This window comes from Paenibacillus arenosi, from assembly GCF_014841135.1.
GTDB lineage: Bacteria > Bacillota > Bacilli > Paenibacillales > Paenibacillaceae > Paenibacillus_B > Paenibacillus_B arenosi.
The window spans coordinates 100,325-123,296 of record NZ_JACYTN010000007.1 but is presented as its reverse complement, the minus strand read 5'-3'; the positions used below and the strand labels follow the sequence as shown (position 1 = coordinate 123,296).

General features: G+C 42.1%; 27 protein-coding genes and 2 tRNA genes. 3 read left to right on the top strand and 26 right to left on the bottom strand.

Annotated elements, in window-relative coordinates; translation table 11 throughout:
• Nucleotides 1-221 precede the first annotated feature (221 nt).
• From IFO66_RS12000 to IFO66_RS11925, 16 genes are all read right to left on the bottom strand, one after another.
• Nucleotides 222-1,916 (bottom strand): M3 family oligoendopeptidase, encoded by a 1,695-nt coding sequence (locus IFO66_RS12000; RefSeq protein ID WP_192025374.1) that lies wholly within the window; start codon nt 1,914-1,916, stop codon nt 222-224.
• 182 nt (nt 1,917-2,098) lie between these two features.
• A complete protein-coding gene (locus IFO66_RS11995) occupies nt 2,099-2,458 on the bottom strand; it encodes a VOC family protein (protein WP_192025373.1) in 360 nt (119 codons plus the stop codon).
• Between the two features lie 74 nt (nt 2,459-2,532).
• A complete protein-coding gene (locus IFO66_RS11990) occupies nt 2,533-3,060 on the bottom strand; it encodes a GNAT family N-acetyltransferase (RefSeq protein ID WP_225445696.1) in 528 nt (175 codons plus the stop codon).
• Nucleotides 3,057-3,365, bottom strand: coding sequence for a class I SAM-dependent methyltransferase (locus IFO66_RS11985; protein WP_192025371.1), 309 nt, complete (start codon nt 3,363-3,365; stop codon nt 3,057-3,059). The genes IFO66_RS11990 and IFO66_RS11985 overlap by 4 nt, the downstream gene beginning before the upstream one ends.
• 28 nt (nt 3,366-3,393) lie before the next feature.
• Entirely contained in the window at nt 3,394-3,984 is a 591-nt protein-coding gene (locus IFO66_RS11980; RefSeq protein ID WP_337912948.1) for a DUF4269 domain-containing protein, read from the bottom strand.
• Between the two features lie 127 nt (nt 3,985-4,111).
• Complete coding sequence (locus IFO66_RS11975; protein ID WP_192025370.1) at nt 4,112-4,639, bottom strand: GNAT family N-acetyltransferase; 528 nt, start codon at nt 4,637-4,639, stop codon at nt 4,112-4,114.
• An 82-nt stretch (nt 4,640-4,721) separates the two neighbouring features.
• Nucleotides 4,722-5,252, bottom strand: a complete 531-nt coding sequence (locus IFO66_RS11970) for an AAA family ATPase (protein ID WP_192025369.1) — start codon at nt 5,250-5,252, stop codon at nt 4,722-4,724.
• A gap of 121 nt (nt 5,253-5,373) precedes the next feature.
• Nucleotides 5,374-6,141: a CPBP family intramembrane glutamic endopeptidase gene (locus tag IFO66_RS11965; RefSeq protein WP_337912947.1), complete on the bottom strand. Its 768-nt coding sequence runs from the start codon at nt 6,139-6,141 to the stop codon at nt 5,374-5,376.
• 49 nt (nt 6,142-6,190) lie between these two features.
• Nucleotides 6,191-6,742, bottom strand: coding sequence for a nucleotidyltransferase family protein (locus tag IFO66_RS11960; protein WP_192025368.1), 552 nt, complete (start codon nt 6,740-6,742; stop codon nt 6,191-6,193).
• A gap of 103 nt (nt 6,743-6,845) precedes the next feature.
• Nucleotides 6,846-7,370, bottom strand: coding sequence for a GNAT family N-acetyltransferase (locus tag IFO66_RS11955; RefSeq protein ID WP_192025367.1), 525 nt, complete (start codon nt 7,368-7,370; stop codon nt 6,846-6,848).
• Nucleotides 7,371-7,414: 44 nt separating this feature from the next.
• Nucleotides 7,415-7,657, bottom strand: coding sequence for an exonuclease domain-containing protein (locus IFO66_RS11950; RefSeq protein ID WP_192025366.1), 243 nt, complete (start codon nt 7,655-7,657; stop codon nt 7,415-7,417).
• A gap of 570 nt (nt 7,658-8,227) precedes the next feature.
• Complete coding sequence (locus IFO66_RS24235) at nt 8,228-9,967, bottom strand: ATP-binding cassette domain-containing protein (protein WP_192025365.1); 1,740 nt, start codon at nt 9,965-9,967, stop codon at nt 8,228-8,230.
• A gap of 114 nt (nt 9,968-10,081) precedes the next feature.
• Nucleotides 10,082-10,609, bottom strand: a complete 528-nt coding sequence (locus tag IFO66_RS11940) for a TlpA family protein disulfide reductase (RefSeq protein ID WP_192025364.1) — start codon at nt 10,607-10,609, stop codon at nt 10,082-10,084.
• Nucleotides 10,610-10,618: 9 nt separating this feature from the next.
• Nucleotides 10,619-11,140 (bottom strand): MauE/DoxX family redox-associated membrane protein, encoded by a 522-nt coding sequence (locus IFO66_RS11935; protein ID WP_192025363.1) that lies wholly within the window; start codon nt 11,138-11,140, stop codon nt 10,619-10,621.
• Between the two features lie 173 nt (nt 11,141-11,313).
• On the bottom strand, nt 11,314-11,958 hold the full coding sequence (locus IFO66_RS11930; RefSeq protein ID WP_192025362.1) for a response regulator transcription factor: 645 nt from the start codon (nt 11,956-11,958) through the stop codon (nt 11,314-11,316).
• Nucleotides 11,959-12,108 (bottom strand): hypothetical protein, encoded by a 150-nt coding sequence (locus IFO66_RS11925; protein ID WP_192025361.1) that lies wholly within the window; start codon nt 12,106-12,108, stop codon nt 11,959-11,961.
• Nucleotides 12,109-12,596: 488 nt separating this feature from the next.
• Between IFO66_RS11925 and IFO66_RS11920 the strand changes: the two genes are divergently transcribed.
• Together IFO66_RS11920 and IFO66_RS11915 are read left to right on the top strand one after the other, a co-directional pair.
• Nucleotides 12,597-12,672: transfer RNA gene (locus IFO66_RS11920), tRNA-His, on the top strand.
• Between the two features lie 8 nt (nt 12,673-12,680).
• Nucleotides 12,681-12,762, top strand: a tRNA-Leu gene (locus IFO66_RS11915).
• Between the two features lie 201 nt (nt 12,763-12,963).
• On the opposite strand, the gene IFO66_RS11910 is transcribed toward IFO66_RS11915, so the two are convergent.
• The 6 genes from IFO66_RS11910 to IFO66_RS11885 form a co-directional block, all read right to left on the bottom strand.
• A complete protein-coding gene (locus tag IFO66_RS11910; RefSeq protein WP_192025360.1) occupies nt 12,964-13,398 on the bottom strand; it encodes a hypothetical protein in 435 nt (144 codons plus the stop codon).
• A 46-nt stretch (nt 13,399-13,444) separates the two neighbouring features.
• Complete coding sequence (locus IFO66_RS11905; protein ID WP_192025359.1) at nt 13,445-14,053, bottom strand: HD domain-containing protein; 609 nt, start codon at nt 14,051-14,053, stop codon at nt 13,445-13,447.
• 91 nt (nt 14,054-14,144) lie between these two features.
• Nucleotides 14,145-14,846: a class I SAM-dependent DNA methyltransferase gene (locus IFO66_RS11900; RefSeq protein WP_192025358.1), complete on the bottom strand. Its 702-nt coding sequence runs from the start codon at nt 14,844-14,846 to the stop codon at nt 14,145-14,147.
• Nucleotides 14,847-14,886: 40 nt separating this feature from the next.
• On the bottom strand, nt 14,887-15,342 hold the full coding sequence (locus IFO66_RS11895) for a RidA family protein (RefSeq protein ID WP_192025357.1): 456 nt from the start codon (nt 15,340-15,342) through the stop codon (nt 14,887-14,889).
• A 29-nt stretch (nt 15,343-15,371) separates the two neighbouring features.
• Nucleotides 15,372-16,172, bottom strand: coding sequence for a PP2C family serine/threonine-protein phosphatase (locus IFO66_RS11890; protein WP_192025356.1), 801 nt, complete (start codon nt 16,170-16,172; stop codon nt 15,372-15,374).
• A 222-nt stretch (nt 16,173-16,394) separates the two neighbouring features.
• Nucleotides 16,395-17,645 (bottom strand): MFS transporter, encoded by a 1,251-nt coding sequence (locus IFO66_RS11885; RefSeq protein WP_192025355.1) that lies wholly within the window; start codon nt 17,643-17,645, stop codon nt 16,395-16,397.
• Nucleotides 17,646-18,058: 413 nt separating this feature from the next.
• Between IFO66_RS11885 and IFO66_RS11880 the strand changes: the two genes are divergently transcribed.
• The gene (locus IFO66_RS11880; protein ID WP_192025354.1) at nt 18,059-19,516 is read left to right on the top strand and encodes an aldehyde dehydrogenase family protein; all 1,458 of its coding nucleotides are present in this window, start codon (nt 18,059-18,061) and stop codon (nt 19,514-19,516) included.
• A gap of 207 nt (nt 19,517-19,723) precedes the next feature.
• Here IFO66_RS11880 and IFO66_RS11875 read toward each other — a convergent pair whose 3' ends face one another.
• From IFO66_RS11875 to IFO66_RS11860, 4 genes are all read right to left on the bottom strand, one after another.
• The gene (locus IFO66_RS11875) at nt 19,724-20,794 is read right to left on the bottom strand and encodes a Gfo/Idh/MocA family protein (protein WP_192025353.1); all 1,071 of its coding nucleotides are present in this window, start codon (nt 20,792-20,794) and stop codon (nt 19,724-19,726) included.
• A gap of 120 nt (nt 20,795-20,914) precedes the next feature.
• Nucleotides 20,915-21,766 carry a DNA alkylation repair protein gene (locus IFO66_RS11870; protein ID WP_192025352.1) on the bottom strand — a complete coding sequence of 284 codons (852 nt, stop codon included), beginning with the start codon at nt 21,764-21,766 and terminating at the stop codon, nt 20,915-20,917.
• Between the two features lie 13 nt (nt 21,767-21,779).
• Entirely contained in the window at nt 21,780-22,235 is a 456-nt protein-coding gene (locus IFO66_RS11865) for a GNAT family N-acetyltransferase (protein ID WP_192025351.1), read from the bottom strand.
• A gap of 287 nt (nt 22,236-22,522) precedes the next feature.
• Entirely contained in the window at nt 22,523-22,738 is a 216-nt protein-coding gene (locus tag IFO66_RS11860) for a hypothetical protein (protein ID WP_420488663.1), read from the bottom strand.
• Nucleotides 22,739-22,972 lie beyond the last annotated feature (234 nt).

Here is a 22,972-nt window from a genome sequence, read left to right as displayed (position 1 = left end):
TTACCTCCTCTTAGTTGCACATGTCGCGTGCCTCCCTCTATCAAGAAATCACCATATTTTCGAGTCACTTTTTCTAATCATGGGGTTTATTTAGGAAAAGTTAACCATATTAATAATACCATATTATTCCTCATAAAAAATAGATTTTCATACAAAAGAGCCACACGCATAGCGTATGGCTCCGTTACCTTTATTCCATAGTTATATAACTTTTGTTCATTTTACAATACTGTATCGTCAATTCCATTCAAATAGCTTTCGATGTTACCAATTACAGACTCCACACAACCATCTTCAAATGGAGACAGCAGTCCTGCAACTTTCACCAAGCCTGTGAAGGACTTGCTTCCACCCTCTTTACATAGGCTTAAGTAGTCAGCCCAAGCTGACTTCCAATCTTCATTTGCACGCTTCCAGAATTGGAAGGCGCAAATTTGAGCCAATGTATAGTCGATGTAATAGAATGGTGCCGTGAAAATATGACTCTGTCTATGCCAGAAACCACCATGCTCTAAGTAATCATTGCCTGCATAGTTGCGATGCGGCAAGTACTTCTTCTCCAGGTCGCGCCATGCTTGCTTACGCTCAGCAGGTGTTGCTTCCGGTTTGCTGTATACATAGTGTTGGAAGGCATCCACAGCTACGCCGTATGGAATGAAGCTCAATGAGGAGGCAAGATGGTTGAATTTATACTTATCCGCATCTTCCTCAAAGAATTTGTCCATCCAAGGCCATGCAAAGAACTCCATGCTCATCGAGTGGATCTCAGCAGACTCCATCGTTGGCCATATGTATTCAGGCACTTCAAAATGTCGGCTTTCATACACTTGGAAAGCATGGCCAACCTCATGCGTAAGGACATCGATATCATCCGATGTACCGTTAAAGTTGGAGAAAATAAACGGAGCCTTGTAATCGTTAAAATATGTACAATAGCCGCCGCTTTGTTTGCCTTTCTTGCTCACGAGATCCATAAGGTCGTGCTCTTGCATAAATGTGAAAAATTCATGCGTTTCAGGTGAAAGCTCCTCATACATCTTCGCGCCGTTGTTCTCGATCCACTCTGGATTTCCTTTCGGCGTTGCATTACCCGATTTAAAGGTAAAGTTTTCATCATAGTAGTTCAACTGCTCTACACCAATGCGGTTACGCTGACGCTCCTTAAGCTTAGAAGCTACTGGAACGATTCCATCTACAACCTGCTGTCTGAATTTCGCAACCATGTCTGCATTATAGTCAGTACGGCTCATGCGTGCATAGCCTAGCTCGACAAAATTCTCAAAACCAAGCTTCTTCGCTATTTTCGTACGTACTTTGACTAAGTCATCATAAATACGATCAAGCGCAGCTTCGTTGTCCGCCATAAATTGATATCTTGCTTCAGCAGCACGCTTTCTAAGTTCACGATCTGTGGACATCTCAAACGGGACGAGCTGTGCCAACGTACGCTCTTCACCTTCAAACGGTATTTTCGCGGATGCGATAAGCTGATCATATTCCGTAGACAGCTTGTTCTCCAGTTGTAGATCTTCGATAATTTCTGGACTGAACGTCTTCACGGACAACTCAGCTAATTGAAACAGCTGACTCCCCCACTTTTGTTCTAACTGTGCACGGAATGGGGATTGCACAAGCGCCTTGTAGTACTCACTGATGTATTCTTCAAAAATGGGTAACGCCTCATCAACAAAGTCTTGCTCTGCCTTATAAAACTCATCTGTTGTATCAATCGAATGACGTACGACAGCCAATTGACCAAGAGTTCCAATTTCATTGCGAAGTTTGTTAATTTCTGTAATTACTTGTTCTTGCTCTTCAAGACTATTTGCGGCATGAAAAGCACCAATCAACTGTTTAAATTGCTCTCCTACAGCTTGCATATCCGGTCGCTCATAGCGAAACTCAGCGAATTTCATAGACATAGCCTCCCCTTTTACAATCCTCTCAACTATTATACTAAACGATTGCTATTCTATTCCAATACTAATTTGAATATAGGTCAAAAATGATCCTTCTATTTTTGCATAGGTATAACAAAATAGAGCAGTTCTGCTGCTCCATTTTGTTATATTTCTATGCAATTATGCAATCACTTATTTTAGCCTTTACTCATATATTGGATAAGCCCAAAACTTATTCCCGTAGGATCAACGAGATAAGAAAGATAAAAATCATCAAACTCCATTTTATCCCGGAGTACTTTCGCACCTTGTTCCACAGAGCGAGATATAGCCGTATCAATACATTCCACTTCAATCGTTACCCGAGTGCCGTGTGGATAATCGGCAGGTCCTTCAACGATGCCGCCATCTATCCCTACATGATTATCCGCACCTGTCGCGACGGAATGATAGCCCCAATCTTGGGCTGTTACTTTCCAACCGAACACATTCGAATAAAATACTGCTGCCTGTTCTGGATGCTGACTATTTAGCTCGAATAATACAACACGTCCCATATCATCGACCCCCAGCATATTTTTACAATAATTAACTCAAGCCAATTATACCGGACGAACATGTAACATGACAATCATGACAATTGGTCTGACAATATTTTTTCAAAACAAAGGCTGCTGTCACTATCAGCATATGGACCATATCGCTCAATTTCATAGAAACCGTACTTTTTGTAAAAATGAATAGATTCTGGCTGCTTGTCTCCCGTCTCCAAGCGAATCGTTGTATACTTTTGATCTCTAGCCAGAAGCTCAAGCTTCATCAATATCTTTGCAGCGATTCCCTGCTGACGATAGTTCGCATCTACGAAAAACCGTTTCAATTCCGTCATTTCTTCATTTAATGGGCGAATGGCCCCGCAACCAACAGGAACACTACCATCATAAGCTAATACAAATTGAACTTCATCAATATGCGGATCATTGAAGTCCATCCCAAAAATATCTTCAGGCGGGTACCGTCGCAGCAAATCTTCATCCAGTCTAGCAACAGTAGGCTGTACATCAGGGTGATGCGGTGTGACATATTCCAATCGAATCGTACTCATAGGTATCCTCTCCATCTCTGCATCGTTTACTATGACTTTTCTGATGTTACTCATCTCAATTCGTCTTCCTTTTCCAAGCAACAAACGTCAACCACGCATACTACGACGCCATCTTGCTCACGAATTCGCTTGGCAATAGGAATACTGTTTCTGCCAACCCCACAAGCAAGATCCAATACTCGAAACGCAGCACCCTTTTGCAAATGGTCTTCTAGCGAATTATTTTTTAGCAGCTTATCCAAGTAATCCAGCACCACTTGTACCGGCTTGGACAGCCAAGTGCCAGGCTCAAACAATTCCGCCTGTTTATAAAACTGTTCGTGATACTCGATTTCGGCTGCACGCCTGCTTAAAACCACTCATATGATCACCCCAAATTACATAGGATCAGTCGCAGCTCCGAAACCGTATAATGAATTGGCTCAACTGTTCCTCGTCCCAGTCTGCCAGCTCCAACAGTCCCTCATATGGATTTCCCTCAAGCTGCAGCAGCTCAGCGAAAGCCGGCTCCGTCTTATATCCGTTCTCCTTCAACTGCCTAATTGCGTCGTAACCATCGCTCCCCAACAGCTGCAAAATTCGATGCTCCACCATCATGTGACGGTACCCATTTTGCCGTGTTGTTGGTATTGGCTGAGCAAATATCTCAATCTCCCAACCTTGAAAGCGAAAGTTTACTACTGCATAAGGATTTAGCATATCGGAATGAACCGTGTGCTGGTATCGTTCCTCGCATTGAAATGCAGCTGACGTATACGCCACGAAAGCGTCAAAATCATATACTTCACAAACAATATCCAGATCACTGCTTGATACATGTATATCGATTGGAATCGTGCCGACCAGAATCGGATTATAGGAGCGAAGTAGTTCCATTATGTTTAAACGACGCAACACGGAATAGACCTCCCGCTGCGTTTCATTACCTTGCAGTAAATAATCTACTTGTATAAAGTCGCATTCATTTGAATAAGCCACGAGCCCATGCCTCTCCTGCTTCTGTCCTTAGACTACTTAAAGAAACCGAGTGCGGCAAACACTCGGCTAGATCATAGAAAGGAATGCAACATCCCTTCCTATTCATTACGTTTCAATATTATGCCAATTATAATGGTTTGAGCATATGGATGTCGAGCGGTTCTTTGGCGAACAACTCTTGATCAATGTCATTCGTTAGATCACAGCCTTGATGTTTATAAAAATAAACGGCAGACCGCGTCTCCGTCGATGACACATATAAATATTTCGCTCCTCTTTTGCGCGCCTCATCACTAAGCTCATTCATAATCTTCGTGCCTATTCCCTGCCTACGATAATTTCTAGATACATACATCAAGTCGATCACGAGTCGGTCCTGCTGCTCACCACGAAATTGATGACCAAGCACACCAAATCCGATAAGTATGTCTCCATCATACGCCCCGAGAGCTGCTCCTCCATGACTCAACTCATAGAAGAATCGCTCCTGCAATTCAATTATCAAAGTATCATCCCAGCTTGGACATTCATGACCCGCATTACGTTCGATCAACTTGCCATTTTGCATTTCATACACATAATCAATTAGCTCTGAGCGATCAATCTGTACTAACTGATGTGCATCTTCCACTTGCATCGGTTGGTAAGTATACATCTTTCTCCCCCTTAATCATTGGAACCCGAACGATCCATCCAAGTAAGTGGAAATATACTGTTGTGGGCATTCGGGTTACTTATTATAGCTTCACGATAAAATCAGAGTTCGTGCGTATCCAACCTACTACAGCATCCAGCTCGTCTAACTTGTGAGTGCTCGTATCGATCACATAGCGACTATCTACGCCAGAATACTTAAATTCCTCCAGCAAAATCAGGCTTCGCTCTCCCATCTGAAATTCAGGAGCACGCAGTTGGTCCCGATAAACGATCGTCATCTCATCTACTAAAAGCGCTGTATATACCATTTTCACATCAACGTCTTTCATCTGCTCTACGAACCACTGCATCCGATCCGGCAGTATAATATAGTCTACTACGACATCATAGTCGTATCGAAGCAAGTTCTTAGTGGATGACACGATATTGTCCCACGTTAGGTTCAACGTATCCTCACACAACCACGGCTTACCACGCCCGTTTAACGGATAATGGCTGATCGCATCTCCAGATAAATAAGCGCTTCGCTCCAAGCTCTCCACAAGTCTCTTCGACGTTGTAGTCTTGCCCACTCCTGGGGGACCTGTAACGAGATACACCGTTCGTTGCATGCTAGTTCATCCCTTTCAATTTGCCGTGTCCGCTGACTGGATTTACTCTAATATTCTAAGTAGTAAGGTTAACTACCTACTGGAAAATCCGCGTTCCTCCATTGTTTAGATTACAGGTGTCTCACTTGAAAATAACCCCGATCATGGCAAAACAAACGTTCATAATAAAATGCAAAATGGTGACGGGAAGCAATCCTTGCGAACGGATAGCAACGCCTCCCATCAGCATGCCGAACAAAGAAAACAGAGCACAAATTGCCCAAGGAAAACCAATCGAATAATGATAAAAACCAAATCCAACACTCGCAATGACAAGCCCTAATTTTTCCCCTGCAAAATCAACAAATCTAGGCAGAATCAAGCCACGCCACACTATCTCTTCCAGCACAGCATTAACTAAGGCAAACAAACATCCAAACAGAAGTATTCGATAAAACTCTTCCTGCCCATAATCGATAATAAAGCTAAAAGAAATCAAAATAATCGTGGTAGCAATCAAAAGAAATCTCCAAATCGGGTCCTGTATACCACGCCAAATGAAAGGAGTACGGATCGTATTACTAAAGTTACCGATAAATAAATAATTCGTGTGCGGCTTATACCATTTCCAAAGTAGAAAATACGGAATAATAAACCCTAATAGGCTTAGTCGCGACAATACAATTTCGGCTTCACTCGATCCAACGAATAGAGCGAGAATATAGTATTTTAAATAAAAAGATAGCCAATATCCCACTACATACACAAACGATGTTAACCATATAATTTTATAATCATGTGTGGCGAGCATGCTACCGACAAGCAACAGTAATGCTAAGCATGCACCTACGTAAAGTGGAGTAATCTGTACAACAATAACAGACAGCACAAATGCGAACGCAATAAGCACCTTGCTATGTACTAACCTTTCTCTTAATTTCTCTACGACTCGTTCCCCCTCACTCTATAACACGTAATTTCGGATACGTGCCAAGCCATTTTTTCTGATTTATTCTAGTATGGAGATAGTCTCTATCATGAAAATAAGGACTCCGACGAATTACTAGGGCAAACAAATCGTCCAGACCATGCGGCGCAACAATCTTTATCTGATTCTCATCGTCCAAGTAGATGCCTGTAGCTGTTGCCGTCTCGGGCCATCTTTTCATCGCGTCCTCCACGGACACATAAGGAATTGCGTTATTTCTGAGATGCATTCTCGCTTGATTTTTGATCGACCAATTATAGTCCCCCACCTGTTCTCTTAATACAGCCGCATACTGCTTCTCTGTATCCTCACATAAATGATCTGGATCATAATAGAGAATATCCACATCATTCAATAATGTAGGAGCTGCGTATCCATGCATGTAATCCCATATCGCATTTCTGACATACCCTGCCGCAATGCACCAATGGGGTAAATTTAGCTGTTTAATAAGGCTAAGGTCTCTTAGCAAGTAATTATTAGCTCGCATAATGGTGATTAATTGTTCTTGCAGTAATCTCATCCCCTTATCAAAATGGAAAAAATGATAAACAGTGGTACGTTAATGTTCATCATCTTGGATCAACGCATGTTGTTACTTATGGTTACCTGCCCTGCCGCGATAACTATCGAGCAGCATTATTAAATACGATACCTTGACCCGTCCAATTTTCCGTAACAACATCTTTCAACTCAAATTTTCCATCCGTATACGCATGAATAACTTTTTCCCAAAATAACTTGGATGCATCGTTCTCTCCGTGCTGCAGTACTTCCCAATTTCCTGTATACTTATCAAAAATATGCATTGCAGCCTCTATGCCAACTCCCGACTTTCGATATTTGCGCATAACAAAAAACTCCGCTAACGACTTGGCTGTTTCATTTGGATATAGATAACAATGCTCATTAATCATAATAAAACCAGCTAAATTACCGTTGACTTTAATGAAATAGGCATCTCGATCATCATCCGTCCAATAATGGTCGAAGTAGGTATATCCATACAAACCGAACTTATTTACATCCCGATCATTAAATTCACTAAAATCATACTCATACAGCTCAAGCAATTGTCTAAGAATTGATTTTTCCTCTTCCTGCACTTCTACAATCTCAATTACTCTATCATTTTCTTTATAAGAATTCATATGTAATACTCCTTTTCATAAAGCTAGAATGGATTGTAATCAAATTAAACTATGCTAGAGGGATAATCTGAAATCGGCTTTGGTGATTTCACATATGTGGTGAACGTTTTTTTATGTAAGATTTGATTATTTTCAATAATGACAGCCCCAATTTGGGTAATATATTCTGTCTCATGATGAATACCTGTTGCTTCAAAATCAAACACACAGTACCGCTGTGCTCTGAAATTGATTATCGATACACCTGCCACGGTGTAGTCTGTATCCGAGATCATGTTGATTTCCACATGCACACCTCCACTACTATTTATTAAATCAATTTTGTCATATCTTTACAACAGTTTAACTAGCAAGCACTTCAATAAAGTCCGCTACATAGAAATAACCTGTAAACAGGAAAACAGCTGGCTAGGAACATTCCTAACCAGCTGTTTCAGATTCACTAGCAGTCGCAAGTACTCGACGTGCCGCAATCTCTAATTCTGTACACTTTATATCCCTTTGCGATACATTTAATCGTAGTACAATTGCAATAAGATGGCGTAATAATCATAATATCACCTCCTTGTCATAGTATCATTCAGCTTGAGCATGAAACTCATTATATAGAGCGCCCATTTACATGAGCTCACTATAACTTCCTTGTTCAAGGATACGCTTGATCCAGCACGAGAGTCAGACCCACATGCTTACAACTATCAAACGGCGCATCTACCCCTGTTACTCCCCTAACCAGTTGTTTCATTACTACTAACAGTCGCAAAAACTATTGTTATCGCATTGTCTTATTCTGTAAACTCTCTTGTTAACACACGTAATAGAAGTACAATAACAATTAGTAGCATTTGGCGTAAATATCATGATATCACCTCCTTGTCATAGTATAGTTCAGCTTGAGCATGGAACATCGTTGCATAGAGACCGCCCATCTGCATGAGCTCCCTATGATTTCCTTGTTCGATAACACGACCTTGATCGAGTACGAGAATAAGATCCGCATGCTTACAGCTGCCAAGCCGATGGGAAACCATCAACGAAATTTTATTTGCTGTTAAGGATGAGAATAAGCGAAATAACTCAGCTTCCGCCATTGGATCCATGGAGGCTGTAGGCTCATCTAATACAACAATTTCGGCATCTCTGAAAAAGGCTCGACTAAGTGCAATTTTTTGCCATTGTCCTTGAGACAGCTCTTGTCCTCCTTCAAACATAACTCCGAGCGGTGTATCCACACCTTGTGATTGCTCAAGAACCCATCCTCCCAGACCACTTTTACGCGCTGCTTCTATCAATTCTTCCTCGTTGTCGATATGATTCAATTGACCAAATCCAATATTTTCACGTACAGACAATTGATATTGCATATAATCTTGAAAAACGGCTGTAATTCGCTGACGATACGTAGTTGGATCCAGTTCAATGATCGGGACCCCGTCATACATAACTGTTCCTTCCTGAGGTGTGTATAACCCGATTAAACACTTCACTAGCGTACTTTTCCCCGCTCCATTGTGACCAACAATAGCGACTCGCTGCCCCGGTTTAATCTGCAAGGATATATCTTTCAGAATGGATTGTGTTGAATTCGGGTATTGAAATGTTATTTCTTGAGCTTGGATGCCCTTCTGCAATGGTCCACACAACATCAACGGATTTTCCGGTAGCTCCTCCTCTTCCATCTTCATAAACAAAATCCATTCCCCTACGTGTAAAGCATCTTGATAAAAATGAGATAAATTACGTGCCATCGCTTCAGAGCTCTGTTGTGATCCACGAATCGCTTGCGTAATAGAGACAAATGAACCGATAGATAAAGCTCCACCTGCACATAACCACACTAATAACATACTTACTCCGTATAAAGCCCCTTCAACGACACCCTCCTGAACCGCATTAAACCTCATGCCCTTCGTCTGTAACTCAATTTGCTCGTCTGCATTTTTCCAATAGAGCTTAGACCATACTTGACGTAGATAAGGAGCTATCCCATAAATACGAATCTCTTTGGCCGAATCTCGCCCAGTCAACAACGAGAACAAATAACGAGATTTACGAAGTGCCGTAGTTTGGCTTATCATTTGCCAAAAATGGGCTTGTCCGATGCGAATATTGATGATAAAAGAAGGGACCACAATAAGGAGGAGCGCTATTGCCATGGACCAGTGGAACCCGACAAGTACAAGGAATATGGCGACGAATGAAAAACAATCTCTACCTAATGAAAATAATTCCTGTATGACGGTCATGGCACGATTGCTTATCCCATTAGAGACTCTTTGTAGTCGGTCATAATAATCTGGTTGATCGTAGGTGATCAATGGGAGTTTGACTGCTTTATCTGCGATTTGTGCTTCAATGTGATAGGCCATCTTCATTCTTAGGCGCAAAGAAATTCGATCGCTTAGAAAAGTAATAGCTAGTAGAGCAATAAGCAGTGCAGATTGTAGGGTAATCCAAACGAAGGTTTCATTAACAGCACTTCCGTTCTGTCCTTCCGATGTGGTGATTTGTGCTAACGCATTAATAACACCTTCCGTCACATATATTTGTATGGCTGGAATGATTGCCACGATTGTAAATAACACCACAGTGAACACGAACATTCCACGTTCAAATTTCCACAACATACCACCGATAATTGCGGCAGCCTTCCAAGCGGAGCGCTGACTACTATCACTCAGTGAACTCCCCTCCGTTACATTCAAATTTATTTAAGCGGATCGTGACATTTGTAGTAGTAATTTTAAATCATCTTCCGAGTTCACCGATCCTTTAGCTACCACTATCCCCTCTTTGTTTAAAAAGTAGGCAAAAGGAAGCACATTCACATTAAAGCTTGACAAATCATCTTCCTCGATCAGTGAAATAGGTGTTTTTATTTTAAATTCATTAACTTTCTCCGTAATCGATTCCATGTCTCCTACCATAAGACTGACAACTTTAAGCTGAGGCTGTTTTTCTTGAAATGGGGTTAACGTTGGGTATAATGATGCACAATACACACAATTTGTTGAAGTGAATGTGACTATCGTCCCTTCCGTACTTGGGCGAACTAAAGATATCATTTCTCCCGACATACTTGGTAAACTCAGTAGAGGGAACTCTTCCCCCTTTGAAAAACCTCTATTCGTGTTATAAAGCTCCCTTTTAATCGAACGCTGATAGACCTGTGTCAAAGAGATAGTGACCACAATTAGCATCACAAACATGACAAGTTGGGCCCACTGCATAATATTCATTACGTCACCTCACCTTTTGAGCGATGTCTTGCGAAACTGATGCATCGCGCTAAGCAACCCATATCCTGTTAATATCGATAATGTAATAAATAAGGCTGCTAGCCATTCTTGTATTTGTGCCCCCTGAAGCCCTGTCGGCTGCGAGTAAACAAATAAGTAGACAACCATCGCTGCTAGCAATAGGATTCTAGCCATCGTCTTCATTCCAAATTGTTCGGGCAGAAGATTTCCGAAACAGTTACAATCCAGTTCTTTGCCCCTTGCTCGCCATACCGACCAGCTAAAGCTTAGCAATAGCGCACCAATACCGATTTGACCCAGTATACGTGTCTCCTCTACTACAATGAATACCGCAACGATGAATTCAGTAGTTGGAACCACTCGGGTACTTAAGGGCACTAACTTGCTAGCCACACCGAGTTGTTCAAGCGTCCTGCGGAATGGTAGCGGATTCATAAACTTAGAAAGTGCACTCGCTAGAAAAATAATCGAAAGAAAGATTTGTATAAATGCTGCTAGGTTCAATTTCATCCCCCCTAAGTAGGTTAGCTCTGTTACATCCATAATAGATTCATATGGAAATAGATATAAGTACTAACTTTTTTGGGTACCTTTTAAAATAATATCCATAATAGATGAAAGCTGCACTCGCCAAGTACATTACTAGAGCATAGACGCTCGATACCTTCAATACCCTCTCACATTTATGTATGTAGCATTTTTTTATGATGAGCAAGTTTTGCGGCTTCCTTGCTAGAATTGACTTGCAGCTTTTTTAGAATTCGATTGATATGATTTTTAACGGTTCTCTCAGCAATGCAGAGCTCTTCTTGTACTCGTGACAAGGTGTATCCTTTATAAATTAATCGAAGGATTTCTTTTTCCATGTGAGTTAGTATTTTTGAGCGGGATTCATATAGTAAACGGGAGTGGTTTTCGATTAGAAGTTGTACAGAAGAATTAGACCATAGAGGATTACGTTTCAATGTATGTCTAATAATGCTAGGTAGCTCATGAAGATAACTTTTACACAAAAAGTTATTCATACCAGCTTGATTGGCTTCAATCATCCATTCTAGATCGACATGAGATGACAACACTACAATCGGACAATTAAACTCCTCCTTAATTTTCCCCAAGAGCTCTAATCCCGAGAAATAACCTTCTACATGCAAATCAACTACAGCAGCATCAATACAATCTGAACAATTAGATACACATTCTTGAAAATTTTCTAGCTTGTTTATATAACATTGAATAATCCAATTTTCCCTATCACACGCTAGTTGCTCCCGAATACGTTCTCCCCACTTCGGACAGCCTTCGACGAGAATTAGTTTCTTTTCCATTTAATCATCCGCCTTCTTGCACGATGCTGCTCGATGGTTGTCTGCCCTACGTCTAATGTTTGCGTTCCTTCTGCATTGCCACCAGTAGCGGCGCTTCAAGTAACAACGATGACCATCATAAACATGAGCAGGAGTAACATTTTTTCTCATTATTTTCTTCCTCCCTATCATCTATCCTTCCTCTAGTATCCCGTATCGTTGCACCATCAGTATAATGTGGAGATATATGAGCAATTAGATAGACTTGTGTTGAAGTTGTAAAAAATCTGAGGTAAGTGGCTCCCTGTTGTCCACTTGTGCGAGGTTATAAAAGTGCGGGTGTGGACTCACTATACCGAGTACATGTGACCAACGTGTGTACGACGTGTGTAATTTTAGCGTTCCTTGTCACAGTCAAGTACAGCATCGGAATGAACCATGATAAGATGTAATTAGTCTACAGACGATAAATAAAGATAAAATAAAGATCCCTTTAAGAAAAAATAAAATATTCTTTTAACCGGTTATAGAACATATATCGATTAGGAGCTGATGTGCATTCAGCAATTTTGTTGGCTTGAGTTTTATTTACCATAATTTGTTTGTTGCGTTCGATTGGTACGTATGATAAATTATATTCTTGTAAGGCAAACGTTATGGCGATCGTGGCGAAGTGGTTAACGCACCGGTTTGTGGATCCGGCATTCGGGGGTTCAATTCCCCTCGGTCGCCCCATACGATTTGCCGATGTGGTGGAATTGGCAGACACGCCGCACTCAAAATGCGGTGCCGCAAGGCTTGCCGGTTCGAGTCCGGCCATCGGTATTACAGTAAAAAGAGCTATAAAGGATTGGTTCCCAATCCTTTATAGCTCTTTTTCTATTCATATCTTCCTCGTTCTTGGTTCTTACCCTGGACAGCTTATCTTTTTTCTTTCAACAGTACAATAACGTAATATCCCTCTTCTTCGTTAAAATGATTCGAATGCTGTTCTCGTTCAATTATCTACAACGCGTGCCTACTTCCTCAATTTTTGAATATACGTATACAAACGAATTGTAACATTCTAGTGACCAAATAATACACGAGCGCAAATGCTCCACCATATAAAATGGCCCCGATCTCAAATCCCCTATAAGACAATCCAGTTAATAAACCAAAGAAAATAAATACCGTAATAAATCCCCCAACAATGTATAACAGAATGGCAATCATTTCTCTTATATATGCACTAACTTTTATTGTTCTTAGTTTGTTATCAACCACTATTGAATACAGAACAGCCGCTACGATATAAATCAATAATAAAAATATAAACGGGGCTATAAAATTGTCTGAAAATGAAATGTAGTACCTATTAGGAACACGCTCAGATTCAGGTACCGTATTTATATAGGCTAGTGTGTAACTGATTAGGAACGAAGAAAGAAATGAACTAGCTATTCTGATAAATACGTTCATATTTTCCTCCTAGAAAAATGATGATTTATCGCATGAACAATACCCCTTACAACTTAACCCTTAACTCATAATATGCATCTCGCAGCCACGGATGAACCACCTTCAACTGCTCCCGCCGCTGCCATAAATAATCGATATAGCTAAAACAAGCTGCATCCAGCGATTGTTCCAATGCCTGCTTAATCTCACGCAAATAAGGAGGATTCCCTGGTTGATCCCACGCAATCTTATCCGCTACGAACAGCACTTTATCTAACACCGTCGGATTAGCCCTCAAAGTCGTATGGCAGCCTGCCGCATCTACAACTTGTAGATCATCCACCTTAAAAAGATCAATCGCCATTTGTCTAGACAACTTCTGATGAATGATCATCGGAAAAACCTCCTCCTCCAACAGCACTTCAATGCCAAGTTCCTTAGCAGCGGCAATCCGTTCTTCGTTCGGAACAACCGCGCTGATATCATGCAAATAGCCACTGTATGCAGCTGTATCAGGATCAACACCATATTGAAGAGCAATGTTACGAGCTTCATCCCCGACATCTAAGCAATGCTGTGCAGTATCTGGACAACCATTTTCCACGAGAAACTGGTAGGTATCATGACGTAAATCTCCCGTAAGCGGTCGTAAAACTAACTTTTGATAACCATTCATCCTATTTCCCCCTTAAAAACATTAAGACTAGCCATGAGCTATGCATGTTCCCTTCAGAAATATACACTGGAGGTCCTTTTGCTACTTTCTATTACTTTGAAGGGCGCAGCACATACATCCCCCTACTAATGAGTCCATTCGGATCATACTCAACCTTCAACCCTATTGACTCGAAGGCATGTGTCAGTTCTTCTTGCCTAAACAACCCTAGCTCATGGCGTTCTTTCCTATGTTCAATACCTGCCTTCGAACCGATTAAATATTCAAAGTTCAAGATCGACAACTCATTTTCCGTATCCGCATGAGTCATACGGCAAATGTGATACTCTTCCGTTTGATGCTGAATCATCGAGACGAATCCTTGCTGCCACGCATCAGGAGTAAACCATGGCTCGATTAATATCAAGCCGTCTTCCTCTAAATGATTGATGAACTGCTGCACTGTACGAACAACAGCATCTAGCGTTTTCGTATATGCTATCGAGCTGAACAAGCACATGATCACATCATATTTATGACCTACATCAAACTGAGTCATATCTTCACACCAGAAGCTTGAATCTGGATTTCTATACTGTGCAAGCGCTACGAACTCCTTATTTAGATCAATTCCATCCACTTTATAATGTTGATTCAAATATTCAGCATGTTTGCCTGTTCCGCAGGCTACGTCCAATACCGTCTTCACACCAAAATGCCGGCTGTGAATATAGTCTCGAATCTGCTTCGCCTCTTGCTCATAATCTTTAAAACTGTATATAACATCGTATAATTGCGCACTATTATCAAACATGTATGTTTCCTCCCTATAGATTAAGAAACTATCATTCTATTTATTCTTCCACCTGGAAAATAGAATCGACGATAATTGGGAGATTGTCTCTAACCGACACTGCCCCAAGTACGGATCTTGCGTGCACTCCCTTATCCGAGAACACCTCGTACATGAGATCAGAATATCCATTCAGAACCTTTGCATGATCTTCAAATTCAGGCACTGCATTAATAAACCCCTGCACTTTTACGACTCTTTTTACTCGATCTAACGTACCTAGCGCCTCCTTGACCACAGCGAGCACTTCGATCGCTGCTTCCCGTGCAAATTGATAACCTTCCTCAGCTGTATACTCTTTTCCCAATTTTCCTTTCGGCTTGCCAGACGGTCCTTTTCCTGAAATAAACATCAATCCGTTTATGATTACGTAATTCGCATAGCTTCCCGCAGGGTTGCTTACTTCTGGCAGTACAATCCCCATCTCGTTAAGTCTAGATTCAATAAGTGTTGTCATGCTTCTTCCTTCTTTCTATATGTTATGGTTTACTTTTGTATAAAATCAGATGGAATTAATCCCTCTTCCTCACTGTTGTAGCTCCAACAAACAATGGTTGCACTGTCCTTACCAGAAGCACGATACACATGTTGGAGAACTTCATCCACACACGCCGAAGCTGGTCGCTCCTGATACAGCGCCTTATACAAGTGATTCGGGTTCTCAAAATAGTTATCTTCCGTATCCAGCACACCGTCTGTCAGCACGACAATCTCATTGCGACCTTTCCGAAGCTGCCTTCTTCCCACCGTATAGCACGGTACAGGCAAAGAAAAGCTGTTCACATGGCCTACCCATTCAAAAAACTGCCTCTGGTTAAGAGCAACTTGACCTAATCGCTTCAATTCAGGATGAAGCACATAGGCAGAGCAGTCTCCTACAGACAACCACCATATATACTGCCCGCGTTGGTAAACGAGGACACAGGCAGTTTCGCCTCTCATACTGTGGTAAGCCTCTTTCGACGATTCACTTTGAAAGAGGTCGACAAAAAAAGATTCTAATTTTGCAAAAGCATCTTCGCTATGTAATAAAGCCAACAACTGTTCCTGCTTCTGCTCCACAGCCTCCATCAGCCATTCTGCACTTTCTGCGCTGCAATGCGCGTCCAACAGCAAAGTGAATACCCACTCTCCCTTTGGATCGACGAGAACCAATACACCGTCTTCATTTTTACATGAGCCCGCTCCTGTATGCCCGCCATAGCAGCCAATCGTCACTTGTCCAATGGAGGTTACATGCACCTCATTCAAATAAAGATTGTCTTTACCCAGCCAATGATGTTTCATAGGGGATACCTCCTTTGAAAAGCTAGACGTATACTATATATGACAGTTAATTTTTACTAGATTATAAAATGATCGTACCAAATTTACCCACAAGGGCGCAATTCAACTTTCTATCTCCTTCTTCATCATGAGTACAAATTAAAAAAGACCATGGGCGTTTGCTTATTCAAGCAAATTCCCATGAGCCTTCAACTGATCCACTAATATTAAATAGCAAGTTAATTATTTCAACTTCACCCTTAACCCAAGCACTGCTGGAATAAGCACTAACGAAAGCAATCCACCTATCATCGAAAGCGTACCGAAGCTGTAATGCGCCGCAATAACACCCGACACAACCCCGCCGGACGCTCCTGCCAACGCAACCAACACATCTACTGTTCCTTGCGTCTTCGCTCGTGTATCCGTTTCCGTTCCATCTACAATAAGAGCCGTGCCACTAATCACTCCAAAGTTCCAACCAACTCCAAGCAAAGCAAGCGCTGCAATGAGCAAAGGCATGGAATCTGAAGGCGCCAATGCTGCCAGAATACCTGAGGACAGAAGCGTTACACCCGCTGCGACAATAATGACTGTTCGCCCTAGCCTATCTACTAGGACACCCGTAATAAGCGAAGGAAGATACATGGCACCGACATGAATACCAATTACAAGTCCAACGTCACGCAGTCCGTGGCCATGATGCATCATATGAATCGGCGTCATCGTCATAATTGCGATCATCGTTAGCTGTGCCACAACCATAACCGTTGCACCAATAGCAACAACCCGTTTGTTTATGCCAGCTGCATGCGTGTGCACCTGAGCGCTATCTCGAGTAACAGCCTGTTGGCTTGTAGCGGCAATTTCTTTCGCCAGTACCAACGGATCAGGACGAAGAAATAAGAACAGCACCAAACCTGCAAGTATGTATGCAGCCGCCCCAAGTATAAATGGTCCAGCCAATGCAGGCACGCCAATGGAAACAGCAAATTCCCCCATCACCTCTACCAAGTTAGGCCCCGCTACGGCACCAAAAGTCGTCGACACCATCGCGATACTAATCGCAGTAGCTCGCTGATGCGGCATTGCCAAGTCCGTTCCCGCATATCGCGCCTGCAAATTGGTAGCAGTGCCTACGCCATACACGAGTAGTGAGGCGAATAACAATCCAATATTGCTATATATAGCAGCAAGCACGATTCCAATGGCACCAATACCACCGGTCATAAATCCAGTTACGAGACCTACTCGCCGACTGTATCGTTGAGATAGTCGCCCAACCATTAACGCTGCCACTGCCGACCCGAGAGTAAACAACGCTACAGGCACTCCCGCATAGCTGTCGGTACCTAACATTTCCTGAGCAAGCAAGGCACCGACAGTAATTCCAGCCGCCAGTCCCGCTCCTCCGAACATTTGTGAGATAACGATAACGAACAAGGTACGTTTAAATAATGTGCGATGATACTCTGGAGATACAATATCGTTCATTTCGCTTTCCCTCTTTATCTCTCTATGAATGGAATTATTATATACCAAAAAATAATCAGTGCACGAGAAGTTTCCTCTGTAGAGTTCTGATCTCGAAATTATCTTTCCTCATCATACTATCTTCAGTAAATTTTCTATTTCGTCGAATCAAATTTATTTTTTCGTCTTCAATATAGTCCATACCCAACCCGTTAGCTCTTATAGTATAGTAAGATTGCATTCCTGACATGAAATCCGTCCTTCTATCCTACATTTGATCCATGCATCAAGTTTCAGGTTCATCCATGTTGATCCCGTTTAAAAAATGTTATAAGACTCTTTCTCTGCATACTCCTAATTAGACTAGCATTTACAGTTCATCTTACTAACTCAAAATCTAATAACTATTATCATCATGAAAGGGATGGAATCCTATGAATACATATAACAATTGGAACCTGCAATATATAGGTGGCGAATGGCGCGAAGGGAATAGCACGACCATTTACGAAAATAAAAATCCGTATAACGATGAAATCGTTTCGACTATCAAACTTGCCAGCAAAGATGACGTTCAGGAAGCTTATGCTGCAGCACAAAAGGCTCAGCCTTCATGGGAATCTATAAATGCTTTTCAAAAAGCCGAAGTGTTTGAAAAAGCCGTTGCTATTATGAAAGCACGTCGTGAAGAAATATGTGAACTCCTTATTAAAGAGACGGGTTCTACCTATGCTAAGGCCAGTGTTGAATTGGATTTTTGCATTTCTATTACTAGAGAAGCTGCGAGTTTCCCCCTACAAATGGGTGCCGAAATGGTTCCATCTCTTATTCCTGGTAAAGAAAATCGAGTGGACCGTCGCCCTGTTGGTGTGGTCGGCGTCATTAGTCCATTTAATTTCCCCATGTATTTGTCCATGCGCTCGGTTGCCCCAGCGTTGGCAGCAGGAAATAGTGTCGTCCTGAAACCTGATGAACAAACCTGTATTAGCGGAGGCCTACTACTAGCAAAAATTTTCGAAGAAGCAGGTCTTCCAAAGGGACTTTTACACGTGGTTATTGCATCGATCAGTGAAATTGAGGACAGTTTTACAGAAAACCCAATTCCACGGGTTATTTCATTTACGGGTTCCACACCAGCAGGTATTCATATTGCTCAAATTTGTGCTAGAACGATGAAAAAAGCAGCTCTAGAGCTAGGAGGCAACAACCCATTACTCGTGCTAGAAGATGCAGATATAGAACGAGCCGTTCGATCTGCGATTTACGGAAAGTTCTTTCACAATGGTCAAATTTGTATGGCGATTAATCGTATCCTTGTCCATGAACGTATTTATCAAACATTCGTAGATAATTTTGTTGAAGCGGCCAAAAAGATTAAAGTTGGAGACCCTCGCGATCATTCCAATATGATTGGCCCACTCATTAATAGAAAATCAGTCGAACGGATTATGGCAACGATTGCAAAGGCTAAAGAGGAAGGCGCACAAGTCGTGTTAGAGGGCCACGTTGATGGAAACGTCATGTCTCCCTTCATTTTAACTTCCAATACCAATAACGTTGCAACCGCTCAACATGAAATGTTTGGGCCCGTTGTGACGATCATTCCTTTTAAAACGGAGCAAGAAGGCATTGCTATTGCTAACGATAGTCCATATGGTTTGAGTGCTGCTGTGCATGCCGGTTCTATAGAAAAAGGGGTTCAGGTAGCCAAGCAAATTGTATCTGGTATGGTTCACGTTAATGACCAGAGTGTAAATGATGAGCCACTCATTGCATTTGGCGGAGAAAAAATGTCTGGATTAGGCCGTTTTGGCGGCAAATGGTCGCTAGAGGAGTTTACGACTTTACAGTGGATATCTACACAGAACGAGCCTCGTGAATATCCATTTTAAATAGCAGGTGAAGTACGGATCGTGCATCTTATAACGAATGAGAAATCATCCTTGATTAAGAGCACGATCCGCCTTACCGTTCACGGTTACGTCTTTACTCCACAACATATTCTATTACTTTATTTGGACCCCATACTCACTCATATTGAGATCAAAATTATACTTTTCTTACTAGCTTGCCATTTAACTTGAATCTATTATACTAAGCTATGAAATAACGACCTTTCTCTGTTGCTCAGCTGACTGTTGGATAGCATCCAATACAAGCTGGACGCGATGCCCGTCAACGAAGGTAGGGATATCGGATGCCGTCTTTCCCTCCACAATGGACTGATAGACACCATTCAGCATCGGATTCAAACCACTGTAATACGGCACTGCTGAAGCAGCCAATCCCAACGGAGGCTCACATACCGAAAGAACAATCTGTTCGAATGCTCCTCCCTCACTCACTTCGACATCCGTATCATTGGTCATGCGAAGCGTGCCTTCGGTTCCATACACCTCCAAACACCATCCATTTCCACGTACTCCCGAAAATAATAAATCCATTACAAATGATGCTCCCTGCTCAAAGTGACCGATAACTGAAAAAGCATCATCTGCATCCCGATGCTCCGTTCTTTCATCACTAGCGCTATTATGTGTTGGAACTTTCGTGCTCAAGTCCGCATACACATCGCTAATCTGCTCATCCATCCACCATTGTAAAGCATCTATCATATGCGACCCAATCGCAAACAACATCCCGCCGCCCGCGCTCTTACTGCCTTCCCAGCCGCGTGACTGGTTCGTTAACATCGAATACCCCGAGAAGCTGCCCTGATATTTCATATGCAGAATACGTCCTAGTTTTCCACTTTGGATGACTTGTTTAATCGCTTGTCTGACGGGAGCTAGTCTCCATTGGAAATGAACAAATCCACGCACGTCAGAGAGCTGCTGCTGCTCGAGCATCGCTTTCGTTTCCACTGCATTCATACCTAGAGGCTTCTCACACAACACATGCAATCCTTTGCGAAGGGCAACCATTGTCATGTCATGATGATTCGGAGGGGCGGAAGCCACAACAACAAGGTCCAACTCCTCCTGGTCGATCATGCCACGCCAATCCGTGTATACTCGTTGTATACCTGTGCTACGCTGTACATCCTGAACTTTCCCTCGATACATACTAGCGATTGCCTTCACATCAAAACCTTCATGCAGTTGGAGAATTGGAGCGTGCACAGACGCCCCAAAGCCAGTACCAACAATCCCAACTCGAATTTGCTTCATCTCGTTCAGCTCCCTTAGAAGTTACGTTAGATTAGAAATACACAGTTGATATTTCGAACATGCTCCATACAAACATATATACAGGTGAATAAAGCCAGAACTTTCTGAACTAGTTACTCCCTATTTCTTCAACAACGTTCGAGTTGCCCTCTTCACGATCTTAGCCGTTTCTTTGGAATCAGATGCTTGTATCCATTGCTCGCATACTTCGCGCACCCATTCCGGCCTCGACTTGCTGGCATCGTTCAGCCAATTACCTACAGAGTCCTGAACATACTTGGATGGATCTGACTTTACCTGCTCCAACAAAGGTAGCGCCAGTTCTGGCTGAAGCTTAAGCGATTGAATATGGCTCGTCCATACCCCACAAGGTCTTGTCGCTTCCACCGCAAATCGACGAACATTAGCATCTTCTTCCTTCGTCCAAGCAGATAGTATTTCAATAGCAGAGGTCAAATTCCGAGCAATGTCATCGCGCACTGCCATCCAAGCAATTTCTCTCACCCCAAAATGCGGATCCGCCGCAAATCTCTTTATTTGTTCCAACTTCTGCTGCAAAGTTAAATCAATATTCGAGCTCACCATGTAACATCCCCAGCACCGCACACTGTCAGATCCATATTCCATAATAGACTCCATCCGCATCGCACGCTGCTGTACATCCTCCACCTCACGAAGAGTTTCATACAGTAGCTTACCAATAAGAGGCGTTACCTTCATAACTTTCTGCTCTTTTAACTGATTGATTTGCTGTAAAATAGATTCCACAAGATGACCCAACTCTAACTGAGGGAGTACATGCTGCACGAGTACTCTATGATCAACGGCAAGCCATTCCATCAGATTCACACTTGTCAGCACGCCTTCATTGAGCCATTGTTTCACATCTTCAGGAATGTCAGCGGCACGTACAGCCCCTTTTCGGTTCACAATATGTTCTGGAAAAAAGTAAGTCCTTCCGTGCGATACCATATAGACAGCTCCTTTATACACTTTTTACGAAACCGATAGATGACTCACGATCATAGCCAATCGATTCATAGAATTGATGTGCAGCTTGTCGTGAAGCACTCGAAAATAGCTCCGTACGATAACAATTCCGTTCGATTGCAATCTGTTCGATCCGTTCCATCAGAAGTTTACCAATACCAAGACCTCGATAGCTGCTGGAGACGATCACATTTTCAACCACCATAAACGAACGACAGTCTAGCAGCAGATCATGGCATACAATGCCCATAACGGTGCCCATTAATTGCCCAGCCTCATTTTTAGCACCAATAATATAATAGTCCTCATTCTGTTGCAGCCGTAAAAATTGTGTCTTTATTTGTTCCACGTGAAGCTCATGGTCGACCAGTTCTTTATATAACTCTACTAATGCCTCCAGATCATCTTTTGATACACGATCAATCGTAATCCTTGATGTAGATTCCATCATGCACTGCCTCCTTTACGAAAAGAGCCCTAGATCGCTTTCCTATCTACAGGGATGGGATTAGAGCTAAACAACATATATATCCATAATTATACACATGACAAACTATCAATGGAAATGACATGCCTTTTTCGATTGATTGCTAGCAATAACTCAACAAAGATCCGCTCGTATTTTCCATCAAACAAAAGAACCAGCTGCCGATGAAACATAGACAACTGGTTCGTTAGAGACATATCAACTTTTTAGCAAGCGCAAGAGATAATTACATCTCCCTTATTCAACACATGTTAATCTGCATCTACACTTGAAACTGCTGCAAAAAATACGTCTGTCACTTCTCTTTGAAACACGGCCTGTACATATTCTGAAATTTGCGTAAGCTCCTCTTCCGTTTTGTACTCCAAGCAGGGACGACCTTCACAACTCAGTACGGTGCAGCTGAATTTTTCCTTCACATGCTCAATGACAAAGTCCTGATCCGCAACCATACTGCTCTGCTTCACATGATTCATCTCCTTCATGATGTATGGAACCATACGATTATACTAAGTATACCGTGATTAATCATTTACTCTTAATTATGTATTACTTCAATTCCTCATCTGTCTCCAATGAAAAATATCACACTCTATTGAATCTACCATTGGATCGTCCATAAAGTACGATATGCCGCTACTGCGCACAAACTATTTTTTGCTGATATCAAGCAAGAGATAAACGCTATAAATGCAGCTAAA